18 protein-coding genes are annotated in these 18238 nt (G+C 60.0%); 7 read left to right on the top strand and 11 right to left on the bottom strand.

Going from position 1 to position 18238, the window contains the following annotated elements; translation table 11 throughout:
- Positions 1 to 31: 31 nt before the first annotated feature.
- From CKW22_RS07645 to lpdA, 4 genes are all read right to left on the bottom strand, one after another.
- On the bottom strand, positions 32 to 1375 hold the full coding sequence (locus tag CKW22_RS07645) for an aromatic acid/H+ symport family MFS transporter (protein WP_047582501.1): 1344 nt from the start codon (positions 1373 to 1375) through the stop codon (positions 32 to 34).
- A 250-nt stretch (positions 1376 to 1625) separates the two neighbouring features.
- Entirely contained in the window at positions 1626 to 2435 is an 810-nt protein-coding gene (locus tag CKW22_RS07640) for an IclR family transcriptional regulator (protein ID WP_033702422.1), read from the bottom strand.
- Between the two features lie 146 nt (positions 2436 to 2581).
- Complete coding sequence (locus tag CKW22_RS07635; RefSeq protein WP_156309985.1) at positions 2582 to 3388, bottom strand: shikimate dehydrogenase; 807 nt, start codon at positions 3386 to 3388, stop codon at positions 2582 to 2584.
- Positions 3389 to 3550: 162 nt separating this feature from the next.
- Positions 3551 to 4951, bottom strand: a complete 1401-nt coding sequence (gene lpdA / locus CKW22_RS07630; protein ID WP_033702421.1) for a dihydrolipoyl dehydrogenase — start codon at positions 4949 to 4951, stop codon at positions 3551 to 3553.
- A 208-nt stretch (positions 4952 to 5159) separates the two neighbouring features.
- Between lpdA and cfaB the strand changes: the two genes are divergently transcribed.
- A complete protein-coding gene (gene cfaB / locus CKW22_RS07625) occupies positions 5160 to 6344 on the top strand; it encodes a C17 cyclopropane fatty acid synthase CfaB (protein WP_095063950.1) in 1185 nt (394 codons plus the stop codon).
- A gap of 67 nt (positions 6345 to 6411) precedes the next feature.
- Here the strand turns inward: cfaB and cls are convergent, their stop codons facing one another.
- A complete protein-coding gene (cls, locus tag CKW22_RS07620; RefSeq protein ID WP_033702419.1) occupies positions 6412 to 7851 on the bottom strand; it encodes a cardiolipin synthase in 1440 nt (479 codons plus the stop codon).
- 131 nt (positions 7852 to 7982) lie between these two features.
- Here cls and CKW22_RS07615 point away from each other — a divergent pair, with 131 nt between their 5' ends.
- The gene (locus CKW22_RS07615; RefSeq protein WP_033702418.1) at positions 7983 to 8510 is read left to right on the top strand and encodes a DUF3617 domain-containing protein; all 528 of its coding nucleotides are present in this window, start codon (positions 7983 to 7985) and stop codon (positions 8508 to 8510) included.
- On the opposite strand, the gene folE2 is transcribed toward CKW22_RS07615, so the two are convergent.
- On the bottom strand, positions 8494 to 9399 hold the full coding sequence (folE2, locus tag CKW22_RS07610) for a GTP cyclohydrolase FolE2 (RefSeq protein WP_033702417.1): 906 nt from the start codon (positions 9397 to 9399) through the stop codon (positions 8494 to 8496). The two genes, CKW22_RS07615 and folE2, sit on opposite strands and share 17 nt — an antisense overlap.
- Before the next feature lie 24 nt (positions 9400 to 9423).
- Positions 9424 to 9804 (bottom strand): hypothetical protein, encoded by a 381-nt coding sequence (locus CKW22_RS07605; protein ID WP_047582508.1) that lies wholly within the window; start codon positions 9802 to 9804, stop codon positions 9424 to 9426.
- Positions 9805 to 9919: 115 nt separating this feature from the next.
- Here CKW22_RS07605 and zigA point away from each other — a divergent pair, with 115 nt between their 5' ends.
- Genes zigA through CKW22_RS07590 form a run of 3 tightly spaced genes read left to right on the top strand, consistent with a single transcriptional unit; the run spans position 9920 to position 12763 of the window.
- Positions 9920 to 11128, top strand: coding sequence for a zinc metallochaperone GTPase ZigA (zigA, locus tag CKW22_RS07600; protein WP_047582510.1), 1209 nt, complete (start codon positions 9920 to 9922; stop codon positions 11126 to 11128).
- A complete protein-coding gene (locus CKW22_RS07595; RefSeq protein WP_095063949.1) occupies positions 11125 to 11751 on the top strand; it encodes a DUF1826 domain-containing protein in 627 nt (208 codons plus the stop codon). Before zigA ends, CKW22_RS07595 begins: the two co-directional genes overlap by 4 nt.
- A 40-nt stretch (positions 11752 to 11791) precedes the next feature.
- Positions 11792 to 12763 (top strand): GTP-binding protein, encoded by a 972-nt coding sequence (locus tag CKW22_RS07590; RefSeq protein WP_095063948.1) that lies wholly within the window; start codon positions 11792 to 11794, stop codon positions 12761 to 12763.
- Here the strand turns inward: CKW22_RS07590 and CKW22_RS07585 are convergent, their stop codons facing one another.
- Positions 12764 to 13156 (bottom strand): DUF3301 domain-containing protein, encoded by a 393-nt coding sequence (locus tag CKW22_RS07585; protein WP_095063947.1) that lies wholly within the window; start codon positions 13154 to 13156, stop codon positions 12764 to 12766.
- A gap of 120 nt (positions 13157 to 13276) precedes the next feature.
- Between CKW22_RS07585 and pdxY the strand changes: the two genes are divergently transcribed.
- A complete protein-coding gene (gene pdxY / locus CKW22_RS07580) occupies positions 13277 to 14149 on the top strand; it encodes a pyridoxal kinase PdxY (RefSeq protein ID WP_095063946.1) in 873 nt (290 codons plus the stop codon).
- On the opposite strand, the gene CKW22_RS07575 is transcribed toward pdxY, so the two are convergent.
- Positions 14146 to 14631 carry an acyl-CoA thioesterase gene (locus CKW22_RS07575; RefSeq protein ID WP_033702410.1) on the bottom strand — a complete coding sequence of 162 codons (486 nt, stop codon included), beginning with the start codon at positions 14629 to 14631 and terminating at the stop codon, positions 14146 to 14148. The genes pdxY and CKW22_RS07575 overlap by 4 nt on opposite strands.
- A 321-nt stretch (positions 14632 to 14952) precedes the next feature.
- Here CKW22_RS07575 and CKW22_RS07570 point away from each other — a divergent pair, with 321 nt between their 5' ends.
- Positions 14953 to 16713: a cation:proton antiporter gene (locus CKW22_RS07570; protein WP_033702409.1), complete on the top strand. Its 1761-nt coding sequence runs from the start codon at positions 14953 to 14955 to the stop codon at positions 16711 to 16713.
- A 101-nt stretch (positions 16714 to 16814) separates the two neighbouring features.
- Here CKW22_RS07570 and CKW22_RS07565 read toward each other — a convergent pair whose 3' ends face one another.
- Together CKW22_RS07565 and CKW22_RS07560 are read right to left on the bottom strand one after the other, a co-directional pair.
- Positions 16815 to 17222: an SMI1/KNR4 family protein gene (locus CKW22_RS07565; RefSeq protein ID WP_033702408.1), complete on the bottom strand. Its 408-nt coding sequence runs from the start codon at positions 17220 to 17222 to the stop codon at positions 16815 to 16817.
- A gap of 114 nt (positions 17223 to 17336) precedes the next feature.
- On the bottom strand, positions 17337 to 18191 hold the full coding sequence (locus tag CKW22_RS07560) for a Tim44 domain-containing protein (protein ID WP_033702407.1): 855 nt from the start codon (positions 18189 to 18191) through the stop codon (positions 17337 to 17339).
- Positions 18192 to 18238 lie beyond the last annotated feature (47 nt).

Raw genomic sequence — 18238 nt, 5'->3', positions numbered from 1 at the left:
TCTCCGGAGAGGGGGTTAAGCGCGCTGGAATTCAGTTGGCTGGGGTGGGAATCGCCGACGTTCTGTGCTGACGGCCTTTGACCCATAGCGCCGTGACCCCGAGCAAGGAAGGGATGGCGAGGAACAAGAAGACCTGGCTGAAATCCCATTGGGCAGCCAGCATGAGTGCGCCGATCCCGGCGCCGCTGATAGCGCCCAGGCGACCGATGCCGGTTGCCCAGCACACCCCGGTGGCACGGATCTGGGTTGGGTAGAAAGCGGCTGCCAACGCATAGCCACCGACGTTGACGCCATTGAGGAAGTAGCCCAGCAATAGGATCAGCGGGCAGAGAACCTGCATCGTCGGCTGCTGCAGCGCGATTAGCACCGCGCAGGCGCCACCGCAGAACACCGTAATGCCGACCACTTTATGGTGATCCCAGCGGTCCATCTTCATGCCGACGGTAAAGTTGCCCAGCATGCCGCCAATTTGCAGCAACGAGCCCAGCAGTGCCGCATCGCCCATGCTAAGACCGGCATCGCGGGTCAGCAGCGGCAGCCAGCTCGACAGCAAGTACATGGTCAGCAAGCCCATGAACAGCGTGATCCAGATCATGCAGGTACCGAGGCTATAACCGGACGCGAACAACGCGCTGACCTTGCCAGCCTGTTTGATCGACGCTTCGCTGATATGAAATCGGGTACGGGCGTTGGCCAAGCCAGGGGCAACTTTGTTGATCTCCTTGATCAGTCGTTCCTTCAACGTGCTGTTCTGGGCCAAAAAGCGGATGGACTCCGGCAGGCTGAAAAGCAGCAGGAGCGCAAAGGCAATGGGCAGCACACCGCCGACCACCAATACCGATCGCCAGCCAAAATGGGCGATCAGCCACTCACTGCCCAGGCCACCCAGGGCCGCGCCAAAGGCGAAACCGCAGTAGATGAAAGAGACCATATGAGAGCGGTAACGCTTGGGTGCAAATTCGGAAATCAGTGTCGCGGTATTCGGCATTGATGCACCCAGACCGACCCCGGTCAGAAACCGCAGCACTGTCAGGCTGACGACCCCGGTAGCCCAGGCCGAAGCTAGGCTCCACAGGCCGAACAGCAGCACTGAACCGATGATGACAGGCCTGCGGCCAAAACGATCTGCCAACGATCCGGCAGTCAATGAGCCGAAGGCCAGCCCGAGCAGGCCGCTCATCATCACGGGCCCAAGGTCATGTCGCTGCAAGCCCCAGTCGTCGACCAGCGCGGGTGCTATGAAACCGATCGAGGTCGTATCGAACCCATCAAAGACAAGCACCATGAAGCCCAGAAACAGCACCAGCCATTGCCTGGCGCTCATTTTTCTAGCGTCCATGAAGGTGCTGACATCAAGGTTGGGAGAACTCGACATAGATGACTCCTGTTTTTGTTTTTATCAGAACGCCTTTCTGGCAGCGGCATCTTTTGCAGAACACCAGGCTTTCTCAGTGGGCGGTGATGACACTATCATAAATGGAAGGCCATTCCAAAAGTAAAAAGCATTCCATTTATGATTTTGATCGGCAGGAGTCAGCGCGCTTGGCTTGACGCATTCGACAGCAGGGCTTGAGGAGAGGAGGCGGCCACGTCGGACGACAGGCCGCGTTCGATCGGTGGTCCGATCAGCCGGTCTGATCGGTGATCCGGGAGGTCATCATCGACAGCTTGGGAAGACTGTCCAGACTGATTGCGGTGATTTCTTCGGCGGCCTCGAACAATGCCGCTTTGAGAGCCTGCATACGCTCTTGGGTCAAGCGAACGCTTGGGCCGGCTATGCTGATCACGCCGATGACGTGTCGCTGTGAATCGAGGATTGCGATAGCCATTGCCGCCGCGCCAATTTCAAAACTCTCGTCAACTGACGCATAGCCTTGATCACGTGCGAGCTGCAGGTGTTTAAGCAGCTGGTCGATCGTGGTCGCCGCGTTGGGCCCATATTCACCGGCTTTGGCCAGGCCTTGACGGTAAACCAGCTCCAGCGCGCGTTCGTCACTCAGACAGCTCAACCACGCAAGCCCCGACGCTGTACAGCAGAGTTTGGCTTCGGCACCGGCATCAGGGTCGTAGCGAAGCCCGGAGCGCGTGCCTTGCGCCTTGGAGATCCACACCAGGTTGTCGCCATCGACAATGCTCAAACGCACCAGTTCGCCAGACACACGGGCAAGGCGTTCAAGGATCGGTTTGGCGAGGTCGACGATGTCGCTCTGGGACAGGTGCTTCAGTGCAAGCGATACCACCTTGAGGGCGAGAACATAATTACCGTGCTGAGGGTCTTGGCGCACAAAACCTTGTTCAACCAAGCAATTAAGCATGCGGTGAGTGGCGCTCGGCGGAATGTCCAAGGCTTCGGCAACTTGCTGAAGAGGCAGCCCGGTGCGTTTCCCGGCCAATAGCTCAATAGCGTGCAGGCCGCGTTCCAGCGCATTGCTCATAGTTGTTCCTTGATGTGTGAGAGATGAGCTCCCGTAGAAAATGCATTGAAGGCTACCCATGACGCGTTGCAAAAGAAAGGGATGCCTATATTGACGCCAGCGTACAGGGGCCGCCAATCAGGGGTTATGTGCACGCTGTTAAGGCCTCAGATGCTGAAAAACTTCCTGTAGCAGCCCAATTGCTCACTCAGCATGTAGCTGCCTGGATGCACAGGGTGCCCCAGCGCTTGCGCCTCGCTTAGCAGGCGAGTCTCAACGGGTTGCATGATGATGTCTGCCACCAGCGTTCTGGGGGCCAGGGCAGCCAGATCAACAGGAAGCGGGTCTTCATCCGAGAGCCCTAACGGCGTTGCGTTGATAACGATATCGGCTAGCCCGAGGTGCTGGCGCTGAGCGACCTCACATCGCCCCGGCCAATGTTGGTCCAGCCTGGAGAGCAGTGCATCGGCTTTGACGGTATCCGGTTCTTGCAGAGATAACTGGCCGATTCCTGCTTGCAGTAATGCGACAGCAATCGAACTTCCCGCACCCCCACCTCCGGCCAGTACGACACGCTTGCCGGCCAGCGCGTACCCCTTGCGCTGCAGGCCCAGGACAAACCCTGTCCCGTCGAAGTTGTCAGCTTCCCATACGCCTTGTTCGTTGCGCCGCAATGCGTTGGTGCTGCCGGAGACCTGGACGGCAAGGCTGACCTCATCGGCAAATTCGCGAGCGGCAAACTTGTGAGGAATGGTGATCAGCATGCCCGAGAAATTTTCCATCGCTTGTAGGCCGCGTATTACCGTCGCGAGCTGTTCAGGCCGGGCATGCACTGCAATCATCACCGCGTCCACAGCTTGCTCAGCGAATACCTTGTTGAGCAGCTGCGGGGCCTTCACTTGCTTTACCGGGTCACCTACGACCGCAAAGATTCGGGTATTGCCTGTAGGGCTGGGTATCAACAATTGGGACATTGAGTTCTCCGTGGGTATGCCGCGCCAGCGTTGCAGCACAAACCTATCACACGGATATCGGAATATCATTCCATTTAAGAAATAGATTCCTTTTGGGTGGGCAAATGTGGATAGCGAAGAGTGCCAGGCAATGCCGGGGTCGCATTGCCTGAGCGCGATCTGTCAGATCTGCATTGCCATCCCGTCCACATTCATCGCCGCCTGGCGCAAGGCCTCGGAGCGGGTCGGGTGTGGGTGGCAGGTGAGGGCGATGTCTTCTGCCGAAGCCGAAAACTCCATGGCTACGCAGAACTCGCCGATCATTTCGCTAACGCTCGGGCCCACCAGGTGCACGCCCAGTACTTCATCGGTGTTGGCATCGGCAATGACCTTGGCGAAGCCTTCGGTCTCGTGGTTGATCTTGGCGCGGCTGTTGGCGCTGAAGGGGAACTTGCCGACCTTGTAGGCGCGCCCTTCGGCCTTGAGCTGTTCTTCGGTCTTGCCCACACTGGCCAGTTCCGGGCGGGTATAGATGACGCCGGGGATGAGGTTGTAGTTGACCTCATGGGCCTTGCCGGCGATGCGCTCGATGCACGATACCGCTTCATCTTCGGCCTTGTGCGCGAGCATTGGGCCAGAGGTGACATCGCCGACCACCCAGATGCCGGGCACCGCACTGCGGTGGTGGTCATTGCTCAGCATGCCGCGCTTGTCGGTCGAAAGGCCCACGCTTTCCAGGTTCAGGCCCTGGGTGTACGGGCGGCGGCCGATGGCCACCAGCACATAGTCGGCTTGCAGGGTTTGTGCTTCGCCACCGGCGGCGGGCTCCAGGGTCAGGCTGACGCCATCGGCCGACGGCGTGGCTTGTGTCACCTTGCTGCCGAGCTTGAAGCTCATGCCTTGCTTGGCCAGGGCCTTTTGCAGGGTCTTGGCGGTTTCTTCATCGGTGCCCGGGCAGATGCGGTCGAGGTATTCGATGACGGTGACCTGGCTGCCCAGGCGGCGCCAGACCGAACCCAGCTCCAGGCCGATCACGCCGGCGCCGATGACGATCAGGTGCTTGGGAACCTGGGGCAGGGACAGTGCACCGGTCGAGTCGATGATGCGTTGGTTGTCGATGGTCACGCCTGGCAGGGGTGTGGGTTCTGAGCCGGTGGCAATGACAATGTCCTTGGCCTGCAGCGTGGTTTCGCTGCCGTCTTCGGCCTTGACCACGACCTTGCCAACGCCATCCAGCCTGCCCCAGCCCTTGACCCAGTCAACCTTGTTCTTACGGAACAGGTACTCGATGCCCTTGGTCAGGCCGGTCACGCTCTCGTCCTTCTGTTTCATCATCTGGGCGAGGTTCAAGGTCGGCTTCACTTCGATGCCGAGGTGGGCAAATTCATCGCCGCTGGCGGCCTCGTACAGCTCGGATGCATGCAGCAGCGCCTTGGATGGCATGCAGCCAACATTGAGGCAGGTGCCGCCCAGGGTCGAGCGGCCTTCTACACAGGCAACACTCAGGCCCAGCTGGCCTGCACGGATTGCCGCGTTATAGCCGCCAGGGCCACCGCCGATGATCACCACGTCATAGGATTTCATGGGTTCCACTCCAGGATGAAGAAGCGCGAGAGGGGCACAAGGTTAGTCTGTGTGCTTAGAATTGTATACAATCTGCGTGTTTTTCATGTCGGTTGGTTCTAGACCATCGTCGCGTTTAGCCCAAAATCTGCAGCTATGAACTACCCTGATTCCGTGGCGTCCGAATTTATGAGGCGTGGCGCCCCGTTACCTGAAGGGAGGGTCATTGATGCTTGCGCAACTTCCACCTGCGTTGCAGAGCCTGCATTTACCTTTGCGTCTGAAGTTGTGGGACGGCAACGAGTTCGATCTTGGGCCGAGCCCGCAAGTGACGATCCTGATCAAGGAGCCTCAGCTGATCAGCCAGTTCACCCACCCAAGCCTTAACGAGCTGGGTGAGGCCTTCGTTGAAGGCAAGCTGGAGCTCGAGGGCGATATCGGCGAGGTTATTCGCGTGTGCGACGTACTCAGCGAGGCCCTGCTGAGTGACGATGACGACACGACGCCACAGCGTATTGCCCATGACAAGGACACCGACGCCGAAGCCATTTCCTATCACTACGACCTGTCTAATGCGTTCTACCAGTTGTGGTTGGACCCGGACATGGCCTACTCCTGTGGTTACTTCCGTGAGCCGGACAACACGCTGGCCCAGGCCCAACAGGACAAGTTCGACCACCTGTGCCGCAAGCTGCGCCTGCAGGCGGGTGACTACCTGCTGGATGTGGGCTGTGGCTGGGGCGGCCTGTCACGCTTTGCCGCACGTGAGTATGGGGCCAAGGTATTCGGTATTACCTTGAGCAAGGAGCAGCTCAAGCTGGCCCGTGAGCGGGTGAAGGAAGAGGGGCTGGCCGGGCAGGTCGACCTTCAGATTCTCGACTACCGAGACCTGCCCCAGGATGGCCGTTTCGACAAGGTGGTCAGTGTCGGCATGTTCGAACATGTCGGGCATGCCAACCTGCCTTTGTATTGCCAGAAGCTGTTCGGTGCGGTGCGTGAAGGTGGCCTGGTCATGAACCACGGCATCACCGCCAAGCATGTGGATGGGCGACCGGTAGGGCGGGGGGCGGGGGAGTTCATCGACCGTTATGTCTTCCCCCACGGCGAGCTGCCGCATCTGTCGATGATCAGCGCCAGCATTTGTGAGGCGGGGCTTGAGGTCGTCGATGTAGAAAGCCTGCGCCTGCATTACGCCAAGACCTTGCACCACTGGAGCGAGAACCTGGAAAACCAGCTGCATCGTGCGGCGGCCATGGTGCCGGAAAAGACACTGCGCATCTGGCGGTTGTACCTGGCCGGTTGTGCCTACGCCTTCGAGAAGGGCTGGATCAACCTGCACCAGATATTGGCCGTGAAACCTTATGCCGATGGCCGCCATGACCTGCCATGGACCCGTGAGGATTTGTACCGCTAGGCTGAGTGTTTCACGTTCGACCACACATGCCAGGGGCCGCTATGCGGCCCCTGGTTATTAGTGCATGTTAAAGAATCGGCGAGATCAACCGAGCAATCCGCATCCCAAGTTGTTGCAGGCGATGGGTATCCAGGCTGTCCTCCGCAGTAATCTCCCGAGCCTGCTCGAAGTCGTTGGCCAACATGGTTTGCACCTGATCGGCAAATGCACGGTCCACCGTCAGCAAGGTGATCTCGAAGTTCAGGCGGAACGAACGGTTGTCCAGGTTGGCACTGCCGATCGCGCTCACATCGTCATCCACCAGCACCACCTTCTGATGCAGAAAGCCTGGCTGGTAGCGGAACATGCGCACACCGGCACGTACCGCTTCGAAGGCAAACAGGCTGGAGGCGGCATAGACGATCCGGTGGTCGGGCCGTGACGGAATCAGGATGCGAACATCCACCCCCCGCAGCACCGCCAAGCGCAAGGCGGCGAACACTGCCTCATCGGGGATGAAGTAGGGGCTGGTGATCCACACCCGACGCGTAGCCGAATGGATCGCTTCAAGGAAGAACAGCGAGCAGGTTTCCTGCGGGTCCGCTGGCCCGCTGGCAAGCGCCTGGCACAGTACGCCGTTCTCCGGGTAGGTGTCGGGCAGGATCAACGGTGGCAGTTGGCGGGTTGCCCAGTACCAGTCCTCGGCGAACGACTCCTGCAAGCAGGCCAGCACGGGCCCACCGATTTGCACGTGGGTATCTCGCCAAGGCGACAGTTGCGGATGCGCACCCAGGTACTCATCACCCACATTGTGCCCGCCAATGAAACCGACCAGGCCATCCACCACCACGATCTTGCGGTGGTTACGGAAGTTCACCTGAAAGCGGTTGAACCATCCACGGCGCGTGGCAAAGGCATGAATCTCCACACCACCCGCTCGCAGCACCTGGCTATAGCTTGCCGGCAAAGCATGGCTGCCGACCCGGTCGAAGAGGACGAACACTTTCACCCCTTCGGCCGCTTTGCGCAGCAGCAACTGTTGTAGCGCTTTGCCCAGGTTGTCGTCGTGAATGATGAAAAACTGTACCAGCACCACTTCGCGGGCTTGATTGATTGCGGCGAAGATGGCATCGAACGTCGCTTTGCCATCGATCAACAGCTTTACCTGGTTGTTCGCCAGGCAGGGCATGCGACCGAGCTTTGGCATGGCACGCAGCGCAGCATAGCTTTCGGACTCGCGGGCGGTGAGCGCCTCTTCTACCCAGGGGCGCCAGTTGAGGTTGGCCATGGCCACGTGCATTTCCTGGTTGGCCTGTCGCCGTGCCTTGATGTAGGCATAGAAAGAGCGGGCGCCGAAGATCAGGTAGGGGATCAAGGTCAGGTAGGGAATGAAGACCAGTGGCATGGCCCAGGCAATCGCACCTTGGGCGGTACGCACGGTGAACACTGCATGCAGTGCGGCGATGATGCCCAACAGGTGAATCAGGCCGAGCACATAACCGAAGAAGTAGGGGCTGTGGTAATCCATATGCATCCTGCTTGCCGAGTACACTGTGGGTAACAGAACACGTTCCCGGTCCGGCTTGCAACCTGCAGGTGGATTTGGCGTCTAAGGCTCAGCCCGGCCCGTTGGCCGGTTTATTCCAGGAGCGTTTGCCCATGAAGATTCGTCTGCCACTGTTGGCGTTGGCCCTTGGCCTGAGCAGCCCGTTGGTGCATGCACAGATGTTGCAGCCCGGCTTGTGGGAGCTGACCACCAGCAACATGCAGGTCGATGGCAAGCCGTTACCCGACATGGCGTTCATGCTCGGCCAATTGAAGAACCTGCCGCCGGAGCAGCGCGCCATGATGGAGGGCGTGTTGGCCAAGCAAGGGGTGACAGTGGGGGGTAATGGGGTGCGCTCGTGCCTGACGCCAGAGCAGGTGGCAACCAATGATATTCCGCTGCAAGACCCTAAGTCGGGCTGCACGCAGCAGATTACCGACCGCACTGGCAACGTATGGAAGTTCCAGTTCAGTTGCCCCAAGGCCCAGGGCACTGGCCAGGCTACCTTTCTGAGTGACAGAGAGTTCACCACCCAGGTCAGCGGTACGTTCAATGCGTCGGGTGTGCAGCAGCAAGGCAGCATGAACACCCGTGCGGTCTGGCTCGGCAATGACTGCGGGGCGGTCAAACCGCGTAGCTGATTTGCCACTGCCATTGGCTGGTGGCGACTGCGTCGTGGGCATGCAGGCTCTCTGCATGTTCCACGCGCAGCTTGAAGGCAGTGGCCCATTTCAATTGTCGTAACGACTGGTGCAACCGTCGTGCGGCGTCTTCGCAGAACATCAAGTTCTGTCCGTTGGCCAACGCGAACGCTTGTTCATCTGCGCGCTTGACCGCAGTTTGCACGGCAGTTCCCAGGCTGGCCTCCACACGGTTGATCAACTCGGTCACCGGCAGCTCCAGCACGTTGCTTTTCAAGCGCACGTGAATTTGCGCGCTACTGCGCTGACTATGGGGCGTCGCCACGATGCCCTGGCTGCTACCAAGCCACGCCATCACCCTGTCCTTATCCACCTGCTGCTCGGCAAAATCCGCCTGGAATTGTTGTTGAATCAGCTGCCTTGCAAGCGCAGCCGAACAAGGGCATGTGGATGAGTAGGGCACGGAAACAAATAGTTCCACGTGGAACATCTCACTTTCGATGCGTGCATCGAGAGTTACTGGATAGCTTTTCCAGCCTGCCAACGGGCTGACCAAGGCCGGCCGTTTAAGCAGGTGGTCGAAGGACAGGCGTAGGTAGGCCGCAGAGGAGAGCCCTTCATGGCTGTTCAGGAAATCAGCCAATAGCTGACGAATAACCAGCGCGGTGAGTGGCTGACCTTCCAGTGATTCAAGTGCCAGGTAAAGGCGCGACATGTGGATGCCGCGTGAGCTGCCGTCCACCAGGCTGACACCTGCGTCGACCTTGGCTGCGGCGATACGGCCCTCGAATTGCACCGGCAAGTCAATGCCACACATGCCCACCCAGTCCAGCGGTAAGGCGTGCTGCTGGGCTTGGCTGGCGATATCGGGAAGCTTGAGCTGGGTCATGGGTAATTCCAAATGAAAAGGCGATCAGCGGCAACCGCCGAGCAAGCTGCAGTGCAGGTTGAAGCGCTGCCCGCTGGAGCTGGAAACACGGTTCAAGGTGGTCCATCCGATGCGGCGGCTATAGCCCACCCACGCTTCGCCATCGCTTGCCAGGCCGGTGTAGAAGGTCAACGTGCCGTAGCGGCTGTTGGTTTGTGCCCACAAACGGCGGCTTTCGTAGTCGTACCCACGTAGATAAAACGTGCTGCCTTCGGTGCGCACGCTGTAGTAACTGCCCTTGCCGTCCTGGCAGGCCAACAGGGTTGCGCTGCGGGTGCACAGCGCCAACGGGTTGCCCTGTGGCATAGCCGACAGTACCGATGGCACAACCAGCAATAGCAATAACACCGCACGCGACGGCTTCATATTTCATCTCCGGGGCGCATTCATCCGACGAGAACAGCTTGGCGAAATTGTATTGTTACTTTATAACATTATGCAATGCATCGTTTCGAATGCCTTCGCCTGAAGAGGTTTCGCCATGTCCAACCGTCTCCCCGTTACCGTTCTGTCCGGCTTCCTTGGTGCCGGCAAGAGCACCCTGCTGAACCATGTGCTGCGTAACCGCGACAACCTGCGAGTCGCGGTGATCGTCAACGACATGAGTGAAATCAACATCGATGCCAGCGAGGTTCAGCGCAACGTCAGCCTCAACCGTGCTGAAGAAAAGCTGGTGGAGATGAGCAATGGGTGCATCTGCTGCACGCTGCGTGAAGACCTGCTTGAGGAGGTTGCGCGGTTGGCTGAGGAGGGGCGCTTCGATTACCTGTTGATCGAGTCCACCGGGATCTCGGAGCCGTTGCCGGTGGCCGAGACGTTTACCTTTCGCGACGAGCAAGGCCGTAGCCTCTCCGACATGGCGCGCCTCGATACGATGGTCACCGTGGTCGATGGCCTGAACTTTCTTCGCGACTATCAGGCGGCAGACAGCCTGGCCAGCCGTGGCGAAACCCTGGGTGAGGACGATGAGCGATCGATCAGCGACCTGCTGATCGAACAGGTCGAGTTCGCCGATGTGCTGCTGTTGAGCAAGATCGACCTGATCGGCCAGCACGAACGGGAAGAGCTGATCGCCATTCTGCGCAGCCTCAACGCCAGGGCGCAGATCGTGCCCATGGTCATGGGCGAGGTACCGCTGGCGCGTATCCTCGACACCGGCCTGTTCGACTTCGACCAAGCCGCGCAGGCGCCCGGCTGGTTGCAGGAGTTGCGCGGCGAGCACGTACCGGAAACCGAAGAATACGGCATCGCCGCCAGCACATGGCAGGCTCGGCGTCCGCTTCATCCACAGCGCTTTTTCGACTTTATCCACACCCCTTGGACCAACGGTAGGCTGCTGCGCTCGAAAGGTTTTTTCTGGTTGGCCAGCAAGTATCAAGAGGCCGGCAGCTGGTCGCAGGCAGGTGGCATGATGCGCCATGGCATGGCTGGCCGCTGGTGGCGATTCGTGCCGCGTGAACAGTGGCCACAGGATGTGGATAACACGGCGGCAATACTGAAAAACTGGGCCGTCGAGAGCGGTGACTGCCGCCAGGAGCTGGTGTTCATCGGGCAGAATATTGACTTCGAAAAGTTATCCACAGAGCTGCAATCATGCCTGTTGACGGATGAAGAAATGGGCCTGGGGCCGATGGGCTGGCTGCGCTTGCCAGATCCGTTCGGTCCTTGGCACGAGGAGGCGGCAGCATGATCGTCGCACACAAGCCTGTGGATATCTTTCAGGTGTCGGGTGACTCGCCGCAAATACTGACCGAAGTTCTGCAGGACAATGTGAACCTGGCGGTATGGCGTCGGCGCATGCCGGCTCAACTGGAGGATTTCGCCCAGCTGGTCGTCAGCCTTGATCAACCCCTGGCTGACCAGCGGGTAGTCGATGTGGACGAACAACAGGCACCGGCGTTACCGGGCTTGTTGCATGAAACCGCAGACTTGCAGGGTTATGAGAGCTTTGTCGCCGACGTGGCCTGGCTGGTGGCCGCCTATACCTGCCTGCTCGGCGCACGACGGTTGGGCTTGCGCCTGCGCGTGCTGGATGCACCGATGTGCCCGCGCTTTCATGTGGACCACGTGCCGCTGCGCTTGCTCACAAGCTACGCGGGGCCGGGCAGTGAATGGCTGCAGGAAGGTGCGATAGGCCGGCGTGAACTGCACCAGGCAATGCCTGCTGTGGATAACATTCAACGGCTGCAGGCGGGCGATGTGGCCGTTCTCAAAGGCGAAAAATGGCAAGGCAATGAGGGCGCCGGGCTGGTGCATCGCTCGCCATCCGGGCACCAACGGCGCTTGCTGCTGAGCCTTGACTGGTTGGCGTGACGGCGCATAGTGAGGCCTACCTCCAGCCCGAAGTCATGCCATGTTGCAGAACATTCCTACCCACGTGATTGCCGGCCCACTGGGCGCCGGCAAGACCACATTGATCCGCCATTTGCTGGCGCAGCGCCCGCCTGACGAACGTTGGGCCGTGTTGATCAACGAATTTGGCCTGGTGGGGCTCGACGCTGCGCTACTCAGCCGCGATGAAGACGGCATTGCCATCGGCGAGGTCGCAGGGGGCTGCCTGTGCTGTGTCAACGGCATGCCGTTTCAGGTTGGCTTGGGCCGGTTGCTGCGCAAGTCTCGGCCTGATCGGCTGTTCATCGAGCCCTCCGGCCTCGGCCATCCCTTGCAGCTACTCGCCCAACTCAAGCAGGCCCCTTGGGCAGGAGTGCTGACAATCCAGCCGCTTTTGATGGTTGTGGACGCACAGAAAATGGCACGGGGAGAGGCCCTTCCTGAGGCTCAACTGCAGGCTTTTGATGCTGCCAAGGCTGTGGTTTTCAACAAATCAGAGGCTGTGGATGAATATCATAGGTTGTTGATAACTAAGAAATTTAATGAAAAAGATATCCTTTGGGCCAGCCACGGAAACCTGCCACTTTCGGTGCTTCCCGTTTCATCCACAGGGGCTATTTCCACTGAATATGTGGATAACAGGATTGTCGACAATCTTGGAAATACCCCCGCAGCCCTATGGAATAGGCCCGATGAGCCTATCTGCCTGGTGCAACAAGGTGAGGGGGGCTGGAGTATTGGCTGGCGCTGGCATCCGAGTCGACAGTTTTATCCACAGCGGATTCGGGCGTTTTTACACGGCTGGCCATGGCTCCGCGCCAAGGGAGTTATCCACACTGCGCAAGGCTGGCAATCATTCAATGGGCTTGAGGGCGTGCTGCCGGACTGGCAGCCGAGCGACTGGCGCAGAGATACGCGCATCGAGCTGATTTTTGCTCAAGCTCAACCGCAACCGGCTCTGCAGGCCGTTTTGAGGGAATGCCTTGGCGTCTGATCAGTTGCGCCAGCGGTTATGCTCTTGGCGCCACTGCTGCATCTCGATGACATTGTCGGTGCGTGGCGGCGTCTTGATCTCGAACGGGTAGGGCGCCAGTTCGATCTGCACGCTGTGGGCACCGAACTGGGTCACCGTGCCTGGGTGGCGTTGCTCGCCGGTGACGGTGAACTCGAAGGCGTAGATCCGCGCCAGGCGCTTCTTGCCGTTGGCATCACGAACAAAGCCGATGCGCTTGAGGGCGACGGCATCGTCCAGCAGTTCGAGGTCGAGCTTGGCGCAATGCTGCTTGACCCGCTCCAGGGCTTTTTCGCGCAGCCCATGGTTATGCCACAACCAGGCGCCTGCCGTGGCTACCAGCATCAGGACGAAGACATTCTCCAGGGTCAACATTTGCATATGCTCCAAACAGGTCGAACCAGCTTAACTGCGTCCCTGGCCTGTCGTACAGGTGGCAATCGAGTTCATACTGCGCTGCGCACAATCCTTGAAACAGCTTTGGAAATCTCCCGCATGAAACGTACCCCGCACCTGCTCGCCATCCAGTCCCACGTGGTGTTCGGCCACGCCGGCAACAGCGCTGCGGTGTTTCCCATGCAGCGTATCGGGGTCAATGTCTGGCCGCTCAATACCGTGCAGTTCTCCAATCATACTCAGTATGGCCAGTGGGCTGGCGAAGTGCTTGCTCCCGCGCAAATTCCTGCGTTGGTGGAAGGTATTTCCAACATCGGCGAACTGGGCCACTGCGATGCGGTGCTGTCTGGCTACCTGGGCAGTGCTGAACAAGGGCGGGCGATCCTGGCTGGCGTCGAACGCATCAAGGCGGTGAACCCCAAGGCGTTGTACCTGTGCGACCCGGTCATGGGCCACCCTGAGAAAGGCTGCATCGTGCCGCAGGAGGTCAGCGAGTTTCTGCTGGAGGAGGCGGCCGCCAAGGCGGACATCCTTTGCCCTAACCAGTTGGAGCTGGACAGCTTCTGTGGCCGCCGCGCACAGTCGCTGGAAGACTGCGTGCAGATGGCGCGCAGCCTGCTCGCGCGTGGGCCGCAGGTCGTCGTGGTCAAGCACCTGGCCTACCCGGGGCGCGCCGAAGACCAGTTCGAGATGCTGCTGGTGACGGCCGAGCAAAGCTGGCACCTGCGTCGCCCGCTGCTGGCGTTTCCGCGTCAACCGGTGGGGGTGGGCGACCTGACTTCGGGCCTGTTTCTGGCCCGTGTGTTGCTCGGGGACAACTGGCTGCAGGCGTTCGAGTACGCTGGCGCTGCGGTACATGAAGTACTGCTCGAAACCCAGGCCAGCGCCACCTACGAGTTGCAGCTGGTGCGGGCCCAGGATCGCATCGCCCACCCGCGCGTACGCTTCGAGGCGCAGCGCCTGGCGTACTAGTTGGCGTCGGTTTTCAGGTCCTGGTAGCGCTTTTCCAGCTCTTGGCGGATCTGCCGGCGTTGCTGGCCCTGCAGGAACCGGCGCTTTTCCTCGCTGCTGTGCGGCTGGCGCGGCGGCACCGCTACCGGGCGGCGGCTGTCGTCGACTGCCACCATGGTGAAGAAGCAGCTGTTGGAGTGACGCACGGAGCGTTCGCGAATGTTCTCGGTCACCACCTTGATGCCCACCTCCATCGAGGTGTTGCCGGTGTAGTTGACCGACGCAAGGAATGTCACCAGTTCGCCGACGTGCACGGGTTCGCGGAAAATCACCTGGTCGACCGACAAGGTCACCACGTAGCTGCCGGCATAACGGCTGGCGCAGGCATAAGCCACTTCATCCAGGTACTTGAGCAGGGTGCCGCCGTGCACGTTGCCGGAGAAGTTGGCCATGTCCGGGGTCATCAGGACGGTCATGCTCAGCTGGGCGTTTCCAGGTTCCATAGTGTGCTCACGGTGTGGTTGCGCTGAATCGGGGCGGGTATCTGCTGACACTTCTGTTTCCCCTCTTTGAGTTTGCCTTCCTGGTACGGGACGTTGGCTGACGCTCCGTCGTCACGCTGATCACGCCATCGGCAGCGCTTAACCTGCCGATCTGTTTCTACATATTGCACCGACGTTAAGCGGCGGGGTGCGATGTTAACCTGAGTACGCCCATGCAACATGGGCTTTCCTGCATTCAATACAGTATGTACTTGCTGCTCGCTCGGTTTGCCTTGGCAGAGGAGCGGTCTGCCCGGGCATCGAGAAAAGGAGTATCGCGCCATGCATGCCATCAGCTTCATCCAGGACCTGGCAGTGATCATGCTGGTAGCCGGGGTGGTTACGATTATTTTCCACCGGCTCAAGCAGCCCGTGGTGCTGGGCTACATCGTCGCCGGCTTCATCATCGGCCCGCACACTCCGCCATTTGGCCTGATCCACGACGAAGACACCATCAAGACCCTGGCCGAGCTGGGGGTGATCTTCCTGATGTTCTGCCTGGGCCTTGAGTTCAGCCTGCGCAAGCTGTTCAAGGTCGGTGCCACGGCGTTTATCGCGGCGTTCCTGGAAATCGTGCTGATGATCTGGATCGGTTTCGAGATCGGTCGCTGGTTTGGCTGGAACACCATGGACGCGTTGTTCCTCGGCGCCATCCTGGCCATCTCCTCGACGACCATCATCGTCAAGGCACTCAACGACCTGAAGATGAAGAACGAGCGCTTCGCCCAGCTGATTTTCGGCGTGCTGATCGTCGAGGACATTCTGGGTATCGGCATCATCGCCTTGCTGTCGGGCATCGCCGTCAGCGGCACAGTCAGCTCTGGCGAGGTGTTTTCCACGGTCGGCAAACTGTCGCTGTTCATGATCGTCGCGCTGGTCATCGGCATTTTGCTGGTGCCGCGGTTGCTGGCATATGTGGCGAAATTCGAAAGCAACGAGATGTTGCTGATCACCGTGTTGGGCCTGTGTTTCGGTTTCTGCCTGCTGGTGGTGAAGCTGGAATACAGCATGGTCCTTGGTGCCTTCCTGATTGGCGCGATCATGGCCGAGTCGCGTCAACTGCTGAAGATCGAACGGCTGATCGAACCGGTACGCGATCTGTTCAGTGCCATCTTCTTTGTCGCCATCGGCCTGATGATCGACCCTCAAGTACTGATCGACTACGCCTGGCCGATCGTGGTCATCACCGTGGCGGTAGTGCTGGGCAAGATGTTGTCCTGTGGCATGGGAGCGTTTATCGCCGGTAATGACGGCCGCACTTCGCTGCGGGTAGGCATGGGGCTTTCCCAGATTGGCGAGTTCTCTTTCATCATCGCTGCGCTGGGCATGACGCTGCAGGTAACCAGCGATTTCCTCTACCCGGTGGCCGTGGCGGTTTCGGCAATCACCACGCTGCTGACGCCTTACCTGATCCGTGCGGCCGACCCGCTCTCGCTGAAACTTGGCAAGGTGGTGCCCAGCCGTCTGGCGCGTGTGCTGTCGCTGTATGGCGAGTGGTTGCGCAACATCCAGCCGCAGGGCGAGGGTGCCGTGCTTGCGGCGATGATCCGGCGCATCCTGTTGCAGGTCGGCGTCAACCTGGCGCTGGTGATCGCCATCTTCTTCAGCGGGGGCTACTTTGCCGGGCGCATTGGCAATTGGCTCAGCGAGTGGGTCGCCGATGTCAGCCAGCAAAAGGCGATGATCTGGGGCGCGGCGTTGCTGCTGTCGCTGCCCTTCCTGATTGCGGCGTATCGCAAGCTCAAGGCGCTGTCGATGCTGCTGGCGGAAATGGGCGTTAAGCCTGAAATGGCGGGGCGCCATACCCAGCGAGTGCGGCGGGTGATCGCCGAGGTGATCCCGCTGCTGTCGTTGCTGGTGATCTTCCTGCTGCTGTCGGCGCTATCGGCCAGCATCCTGCCCACCAGTGAACTGCTGCTGGTGATTGCGGTAGTGGCGGCGGTGGTGGTGGCGTTGCTGTGGCGTTGGTTCATCCGCGTGCATACCCGCATGCAGATTGCCTTGCTGGAGACGCTGGAGAACAGCCGCGAGAATACGCATTGAGGCAGCAAGGCTCACTGCGCAAGATTTCACCGTCGCCCGAGGGGATGGAGCGGTAGCGATGTCGCCAGGCGTAGAAAGCCTGGCGACTTGTAGGCGCGCGATCAGCTTTCCAGCCACACGTCCCGCGCCCAGTGCCACACCGATTCCCAGCTGTCTTCACCCACGATCTCGTCTTCGGCATCCCACAGCACAACCGTGCCGTCTTCCTCGACGCAGTAATAGTTATCACCGTCCTGGCAAATCGGGATCAGGTCGCGTGGCACGCCAGCATCCCAGGCATTGGATGCAACGTCCGGCAGGTAGGTATGCGATTGCGGGTCGGTGATCGTGACCGGTTCGAGCGAGCCGTAGACCACATCACTGACGGTCAGCAGGAACTCCTTGAACACAAAGGGAATGTTGATGAACAGCTGTTCTTCGACTTCCACCAGCTGATCTTCATCGGGAAGCTCCAAGGGCACCGGTACCGGCTCATTGGCTTCACGGAGTTGTTCGATCACTTCTTCCACGGTTCACTTCCTCTGACCTTGATGACAACGCTGCGCGTTATACCCTAGTAGGCCGCTGTGGCAAAAGCAAAAACCCCGGGACAGAGCCCGGGGTTTTTGTACAACGCGTGTCGGTTAACCGTTTTGACGGATACCGGCGACCAGCCAAGGCTGGTTCTCGCCCTGGGCGCGAACCATGTGCCAGCTTTCGCTGAACACTTCGCCCTGGTCGAAGCGCGAGGTCTTCGACACGCCACGGAAGGTCAGGGTGGCGTCGGTACGGTCGGCGCGATCATCGACACCATCCAGCTGTACTTCGAGGTTGTCGATGTAGGTAGCCTGGAAGCCATCACCCAACTCGGCGCGCTCGCGCTTGAGGAACTCGAGCATCTGCGGCGTGACGAACTCGGCGATCTTGTCCATCTCGTTGGCATCCCAGTGCTGCTGCAGCGACTGGAAGTGGCTTTGCGCGGCGGCCAGGAAGCTTTGCTCATTGAACCAGGCCGGCGCTTTGATCACCGGAGCGGCTGCGGCAGCAGGTGCGGCCGAACCACCGAAGACCGACGGCTGGGCAGGCTGGCCGTGAGCTTCACGCTGGAACGGCGCATGGCCAGGTGCGGCCATTTGCGGCTGCTGCTGGCGGCGACGCGCGGCAATGAAGCGGAACACCAGAAACGCGATCAGGCCCATGATCAGGAAGTCCATGATCTGCATGCCTTGGAAGCCGTCCCCCATGAACATGGAGGCCAGCAGGCCACCGGCGGCGAGGCCGGCCAGTGGGCCCAGCCAGCGCGAAGCACCGCTGGCGGCGGCCGGCGCACGGCCAGGTGCGGTCGGCGCGGCGGCAGGCGTGGTTGGCGTGGCCTGGCGGGTCTGGTGAATAGGCGCGGAGCCCGAGCTCTTGCCGCCGCCGAAACGCTTGGCGCTGGCGTCCAGGCTCAGCGTCAAGCCGACGCAGAGCGCCAGAGCGATGCTAAGAAAACGTTGCATAAGTGGGATATCCCCTGTTGTGGATTGCACGCGCGTCATGGTGCACA

The organism is Pseudomonas sp. Irchel s3f19, assembly GCF_900187555.1.
In the GTDB taxonomy this organism is placed as follows: Bacteria; Pseudomonadota; Gammaproteobacteria; order Pseudomonadales; family Pseudomonadaceae; genus Aquipseudomonas; species Aquipseudomonas capeferrum.
Note: the sequence above shows the minus strand (reverse complement) of the source record. Positions and strands in the feature narration are given on the sequence as shown.

Excerpts from the sequence above, each read along its gene's own strand:
- CKW22_RS07645 (WP_047582501.1), bottom strand. The coding sequence starts at position 1,375 with ATGTCGAGTTCTCCCAACCTTGATGTCAGCACCTTCATGGACGCTAGA.
- CKW22_RS07605 (WP_047582508.1), bottom strand. The coding sequence starts at position 9,804 with ATGAAGCCGTCGCGTGCGGTGTTATTGCTATTGCTGGTTGTGCCATCG.
- CKW22_RS07590 (WP_095063948.1), top strand. The coding sequence starts at position 11,792 with ATGTTGCAGAACATTCCTACCCACGTGATTGCCGGCCCACTGGGCGCC.
- CKW22_RS07635 (WP_156309985.1), bottom strand. The coding sequence starts at position 3,388 with ATGTCCCAATTGTTGATACCCAGCCCTACAGGCAATACCCGAATCTTT.
- pdxY (WP_095063946.1), top strand. The coding sequence starts at position 13,277 with ATGAAACGTACCCCGCACCTGCTCGCCATCCAGTCCCACGTGGTGTTC.
- folE2 (WP_033702417.1), bottom strand. The coding sequence starts at position 9,399 with ATGACCCAGCTCAAGCTTCCCGATATCGCCAGCCAAGCCCAGCAGCAC.
- CKW22_RS07575 (WP_033702410.1), bottom strand. The coding sequence starts at position 14,631 with ATGGAACCTGGAAACGCCCAGCTGAGCATGACCGTCCTGATGACCCCG.
- CKW22_RS07570 (WP_033702409.1), top strand. The coding sequence starts at position 14,953 with ATGCATGCCATCAGCTTCATCCAGGACCTGGCAGTGATCATGCTGGTA.
- CKW22_RS07560 (WP_033702407.1), bottom strand. The coding sequence starts at position 18,191 with ATGCAACGTTTTCTTAGCATCGCTCTGGCGCTCTGCGTCGGCTTGACG.
- cls (WP_033702419.1), bottom strand. The coding sequence starts at position 7,851 with ATGGATTACCACAGCCCCTACTTCTTCGGTTATGTGCTCGGCCTGATT.
- cfaB (WP_095063950.1), top strand. The coding sequence starts at position 5,160 with ATGCTTGCGCAACTTCCACCTGCGTTGCAGAGCCTGCATTTACCTTTG.
- CKW22_RS07585 (WP_095063947.1), bottom strand. The coding sequence starts at position 13,156 with ATGTTGACCCTGGAGAATGTCTTCGTCCTGATGCTGGTAGCCACGGCA.
- CKW22_RS07640 (WP_033702422.1), bottom strand. The coding sequence starts at position 2,435 with ATGAGCAATGCGCTGGAACGCGGCCTGCACGCTATTGAGCTATTGGCC.
- CKW22_RS07595 (WP_095063949.1), top strand. The coding sequence starts at position 11,125 with ATGATCGTCGCACACAAGCCTGTGGATATCTTTCAGGTGTCGGGTGAC.
- zigA (WP_047582510.1), top strand. The coding sequence starts at position 9,920 with ATGTCCAACCGTCTCCCCGTTACCGTTCTGTCCGGCTTCCTTGGTGCC.
- CKW22_RS07615 (WP_033702418.1), top strand. The coding sequence starts at position 7,983 with ATGAAGATTCGTCTGCCACTGTTGGCGTTGGCCCTTGGCCTGAGCAGC.
- lpdA (WP_033702421.1), bottom strand. The coding sequence starts at position 4,951 with ATGAAATCCTATGACGTGGTGATCATCGGCGGTGGCCCTGGCGGCTAT.